At 70.8% G+C, this 5,327-nt stretch carries 5 protein-coding genes; 3 read left to right on the top strand and 2 right to left on the bottom strand.

Features of this window, described 5'->3' with window-relative positions; translation table 11 throughout:
- Positions 1–186: 186 nt before the first annotated feature.
- Positions 187–720, bottom strand: coding sequence for a hypothetical protein (locus ACFQ87_RS44055; protein ID WP_380616682.1), 534 nt, complete (start codon positions 718–720; stop codon positions 187–189).
- A 267-nt stretch (positions 721–987) separates the two neighbouring features.
- Complete coding sequence (lepB, locus tag ACFQ87_RS44050; protein WP_380616681.1) at positions 988–1,968, bottom strand: signal peptidase I; 981 nt, start codon at positions 1,966–1,968, stop codon at positions 988–990.
- Positions 1,969–2,116: 148 nt separating this feature from the next.
- Here lepB and ACFQ87_RS44045 point away from each other — a divergent pair, with 148 nt between their 5' ends.
- From ACFQ87_RS44045 to ACFQ87_RS44035, 3 genes are all read left to right on the top strand, one after another.
- A complete protein-coding gene (locus ACFQ87_RS44045; RefSeq protein WP_380616680.1) occupies positions 2,117–3,799 on the top strand; it encodes a protease pro-enzyme activation domain-containing protein in 1,683 nt (560 codons plus the stop codon).
- A gap of 425 nt (positions 3,800–4,224) precedes the next feature.
- A complete protein-coding gene (locus ACFQ87_RS44040; protein ID WP_380616679.1) occupies positions 4,225–4,680 on the top strand; it encodes a hypothetical protein in 456 nt (151 codons plus the stop codon).
- Positions 4,681–5,151: 471 nt separating this feature from the next.
- A complete protein-coding gene (locus ACFQ87_RS44035; protein ID WP_380616678.1) occupies positions 5,152–5,277 on the top strand; it encodes a hypothetical protein in 126 nt (41 codons plus the stop codon).
- Positions 5,278–5,327: the final 50 nt, after the last annotated feature.

Genomic DNA, 5,327 nt, shown 5'->3' with positions numbered 1-5,327 from the left:
GATGCCGCGCCCGCCGGGGGCGGTGTTCGGACGGGCTGCGGGCGACACGGCGGTCGGCCGATGCGTCCGCGGGCCCGCTCGCCCTGATCGCTCGCCGGAGTGGTCAGGAGACGTTGAGGGCGGTGTCGTCGATCACGAAGCTGGTCTGCTCGGCGCCCGTGACCTCGACTCCGGTGAAGGTGATCGTCACCTTCTGGCCTGCGAAGGCGAGAGGTCGAGGGTCTTGTGTACATAGCCGTCGGTTGCGTCCCGGTTGGTGTAGGTGGCCAGGGTGGTCGAGTTGGCCTTGACGGTCAGGGTGTCGGCGCCGGTGGACGGTTCGCAGCTGGCGACGTGCGGCCAGAAGCTGAGGCCGGCCTTGCAGCCGGCCGGAACGGTCACCTGCTGTGACAGGGTGTCGGTGGCGGGGTAGGGATAACCTCCCAACCAGGCATCCCAGTTGCCCGAGCGCGGCTGCATTCCCGTGGAGTCGTAGATCACGGCGTCGGTGGCCGTCCATGGCGCGGCCTCGCCGGTCTCGAAGCCGGGATTGCCGAGCAACTGGGCCCGGGAACAGGTGGCGGAGGACCGGGTGGGGGTCGGCTTGCCGGTCGGGGTGGCGGTGGGCTGGGCCGCCGCGTCGGCGTGCGGCGCGGCCCGCGTGGTGGCGGCGAAGGACACGCCCAGGACGGCGGCGCCGGCGCTGAGTACGGCGGCGAGGCCGAGGGCGGGCTTGGTCACCCGGCGGCTTCGGCCGGGGGAGCGGTGATGAGCTGATCGTGAGGTCATGTGGGTCCTCAGGCAAAGGTGCCGTGACGGCGCGATGAGGAGCTGGGGGAGCAGCCGCACGCGGACCGGTACTCGGGTCCACGCGGAAGTCCGCTTCGGGGGCCGCATCCGGGGAGCGGGTCTCAACCTGCTTCGAACAGCGGTGTGTTCGATCGTGGGAGGCGAAAGGGGCCGTTGGCGTCGGCAGCGAGATCCCCTAAAAGTCGCCTAAGGGCCAGCTCATCTGACGGACCACTGCCGATGCTTCCGTCGCGACTGCCACCACCCGACCGGGAGCACGAGCGCGCCTGACGCGGGCGGCGCGGACGGCGGCTGCGCCGGGAAGTGATCGGGACCGGGAGACGGTCGAGCGTGCCCCGGGCCTCCGGTCGCGGCCGGCAGCGAGGGGGGCGGAGCGGGTGCGTCCAGGTGCCGGATCCGCGGGACCGGCCAGACGATCGCAACCGCCTGACCCACCACGCTCGTCAGCGGAATGGTCCCTTGACCCGGATCCCCCAGGTGGAAGCGGGAGTCGGCGGACACATCGCGGTGGTCACCCATCACCCAGATCCGTCCCCTGGGTACGGTGACGTCGAAGGTCTGTTGAGAAGGCGCGTTGCCCGGCGCGAGATAGGGCTCGTTCGCCGCGACGCCGTTGACGGTGATCCTGCCGTGGTCGTCGCAGCAGGCCACGGTGTCGCCGCCGACCCCGATCACCCGCTTGATCAGGTTCCGCTTGTCGTCCGAGGGGAGCAGGCCGAGGAAGGAGAAAGCGGTCTTCACCGTGTGCAACACCGGCCCGTCCGAGGCGTTCGGCCGATCCGCCTCCAGCCAGCCGCCGGGGTCCTGGAACACCACCACGTCACCGCGGTGCGGCTGGCCGCCGAACCACGGGCTGAGCTTGTCGACCACGACCCGGTCGCCGATGCCGAGCGTGTTCTGCATCGAACCCGACGGAATCACGAACACCTGCATCAGGAACGTCTTCAGCAATACGGCCAGCACCAGTGCCACCAGCGTGATCAGCGGCAGCTCGAACAGGCGGGAACGCCTCCTCCGGCGCACCACACGCTGGGCGACCCTGCGCCGCTCGGCCCGCCCCCAAGCGGCACGGTGGCGCATCCGTCGCCGCGAACCGCGAAAGCCTCGAGTTCTCATCGGCCAGAGCTTAGCGACTGTCTGCGGGGTAAAGCCGGCGGCCGTTCCCTCAATCGAATTCACTGACCCGATCGCAGCCCATCCGTCTGCGGCGAAGGCGAATTCACATCACTTGCCGATAAAGCTGCGCTAAGTCTTCTCTAACGGGTTTTCCGCAATGCTCGTCCGCATGTTCCCCAACCCGGAACGTTCCCATTCTCCGGAGGAGTCCGTGCGATCTCGATCGTTTGCCCTGTCCGCTGCCCTGGCCGTGCTGTCGCTGGCCGCCGTCTCGTTGAGCGCCAATGCTTCGCTGACGCCGCAGACTGCGGCCGCCCGAACGGCACTGCCGGAGACCATGTCCCCGGCCGTGTCCCATTCCCAGCGGCAGGACACCCTCGCTGCCGGCCAGCCGATGGCGGTCTCCGTCAACCTCAAGCTGCGCAACACCGCCGCCCTCGACCGGTTCCTCGCCGCCGTCTCCACCCCGGGTGACCCGCTGTACGGGAAGTACCTGACGCCCGACCAGTTCGCAGCCGAATACGGCCCGACCCAGGGCGACGTGGACAGGGTCGTCCGTTTCCTCACCTCCCAGGGCCTGACCGTCACCGGGGTGAGTGCCAACCGGCAGGTGGTCAACATCGGCGGCACGGCCGACCGGATCTCCGCGGCCTTCGGGACCCACGAGAGCATGTACGTCGACGGCGAGCAGCACCGGACCTTCCACGCCAACGACACCCCCGCGTCAGTGCCGTCCGACCTGGCCGACGTCGTCGCCGGGATCGTCGGCCTCGATGACCACACCAGCCGCACCACCCGCATAGCCGAACCGGACGCCTCGACCCCGGCCGCCACCCCGGGCGGATTCGGCCCGGCCCAGTACGACGGCGCCTACAACCTGGACAAGGTCGGCACGAACGGAGCCGGCACCACGGTCGCCCTCTGGGAGTTCGACGGCTACCGGTCCTCCGACCTGACCACCTACGACCGCAGGTTCGGACTGTCCGGCCCGGCCGTGCGAACCGTCCCGGTGGACGGCGCCGACTTCGACGCCCACCCCGGCCAGGGCCAGGGCGAGGTCGAGCTGGACAGCGAGATCGTGCGCGGCGTCGCCCCCAACGCCCAGCAACTGATCTACGAGGCACCCAACAGCGACCAGGGCGAGGTCGACATGGCAGCCAGGATCGTCGCGGACAACAAGGCCTCGGTCATCTCGATCTCCTGGGGCTCCTGCGAGCCGGACACCACCGTCTCGATCATGACCGCGGTCAACAACTCCTTCAAGCAGGCCGCCGCCCAGGGCATCTCGATCTTCTCGGCCTCCGGCGACGACGGCTCGCGCGACTGCAGCCGCTCCGCCAGCGGCCCCAGGGTGCCCGCGGTCGACTTCCCGGCTTCCAGCCCGCACAACACCGGTGTCGGCGGCACCAACCTGAGGCTGAGCGGCAACACCTACTCCGCTGAGAGCGCCTGGATCACCTCGGGCGGCGGCACCTCCAAGGTCTTCGCCAGACCGACCTTTCAGAACGGCACCGGCGTCAGCGCAGCCGGGCGCACCGTACCGGACGTCTCCTCCGACGCCGATCCCGCCACCGGCTTCGCGATCTTCACCCAGGGTAAGGCCGGCCCCAGCTGGCAGATCGTCGGCGGCACCTCGGCGGCCGCTCCACTGTGGGCCGGTTTCACCGCGCTGTACGACCAGAAGGCCAAGGCAGCAGGCCGGGCAGTGCTGGGCGAGGCGAACCCGAAGCTCTACGTGCTGGCCAACTCCGGCGGCGGCCAGTCGGCGTTCCACGACGTGACCACCGGCGGAAACCAGGACTTCCGTGCCAGGCCCGGTTACGACCAGGTCACCGGCTTGGGCACCCCGGTGGCCGACCAACTGGCCGCCCGGCTGCTCGCCGCCCACCGCTGAACGGGACGGCCCGCACGGGATAGCCCCGCCCGACCTTGAAGCCCCGTACGGCGAAGGCCGCTGACGAACGCACGAGGTTCCGCTCGCCCGGTGGCCTGGTGGCTCCCGATGGCCTCCCGCTCAGCATCGTCGAAGCGGTGCTGAGCGGGCCCCGGCGGTACCGATTGAGCCCGGAGTGAGCGCTCCCTCAGGGAAGTCGAAAGTTCCACGCTGACGGTGTCTTCGACAGGCCGACAGGCCGTACGGTCTCTCTCGCCAAGCCCGGTACGGGCAGCACGGCACCGGACCCACCTCACCCGTCCACGCCGCCACGCCGGCTGCCGGGCGGCCGGCATGCGGGCCCACACCGACGCACGCCGGACCGGTGGCCACGGCCATCTGCCGACGCCCATCCCCCACCACAATCCGCACGGTAAGGATCGTCCGTGAACGACATGGCCGTCCCGGCTGTCACAGCCGCCCCTGAAGGAGGCGCCGAGCTGCGTCTCGTGGTCCGTCTCGACTGGCAACGCGTCGCCGAACTCGGATTTCTCGCATCCGAGTTGGCCAGTGAGCTGAAGCGGCCGGTCACTCTCGACGAAGCGGTGAGCCGCCAGCTGGCCTTCCGTACCCGCCCGGTGGCTCCGGCTCACGGCGCCGCCGGCACCCTCGTCGGCACCACGCCGACGACGACGGTGATGCCACTGTCCGGCGCGGCGGCCGTCGAAGCCCCTGGCCAGGCGCCAGGCGCGGCGGGCAAGCAGGCCGGACCCGCGTCGCTGGAGAGCGGCCCGTCGGGCCGGCCCGCGGCCGTTGCGTCCGGCCAGTCTCCGGTACGGCAGGCAACCGCGCCGGCGCAGACCGACGACAAGAACGCTCATCCGCTGGTCGCCGCAGGGTGACCGGCGGAGGCTGGACAGGTACCGCCCTCCTGGTCCGGTTCGTCCGGCTCCGGCTCCGGCCCGTACCGCACTCACAGCACTCATCGGAATCGCTCACCCTGGAGGGACCGCAGCATGGAACTCTCATCCCGAGCCGCTTCTCTCCGCCCTCGCGGCGGGGGTGGCCGAGTCCCCAGCGGCCGGCAGATGTCGTACCTCCTCCTCGCCATCGGGACTTCGGTGCTGGCCGTGGCGTGCACTCCCACCGTACCGACCGCCGCTCCTCCCGCCGCCGCTCCGCCGTCGGCCACCGGGACGAACGGCCCGCCGGCCGCGATGCCGGTCGGTGCACCGTCCGGCAGGCCGACGTCCGAACCCGTGGGCACGCCGACCGGAACGCCGACGCTGAAATCGGGCGGAAAGCCCACCATCAGGCCGACCGGAATGCCCACTGGTCGGCCGACCACCGAGCCGAGCGGTATGCCGACTGCCATGCCGACGTCCGGCCCGACCGATCCGTCCACCGGCAAGCCGACGTCCGGCGCAACCTACCCGCCCACCGGCATGCCGACCGCGACGGGCAGTGCCCCCGCGCCGGTCTACGGCGGCCACTGGTAGGGCGCCGGCTGCCGGGCGCTGAGGCGCTCGGCGTACGTGGCTGGTCGTAT

The organism is Kitasatospora sp. NPDC056531 (assembly GCF_042794375.1).
GTDB lineage: Bacteria > Actinomycetota > Actinomycetes > Streptomycetales > Streptomycetaceae > Kitasatospora.
The sequence above is the reverse complement of the archived record's forward strand: the minus strand, read 5'-3'. Positions and strand labels throughout refer to the sequence as shown.

What these genes read in the sequence shown, in the direction of transcription:
- ACFQ87_RS44035 (WP_380616678.1), top strand. Translation starts at nt 5,152, where the DNA reads ATGCCGACGTCCGGCCCGACCGATCCGTCCACCGGCAAGCCGACGTCC.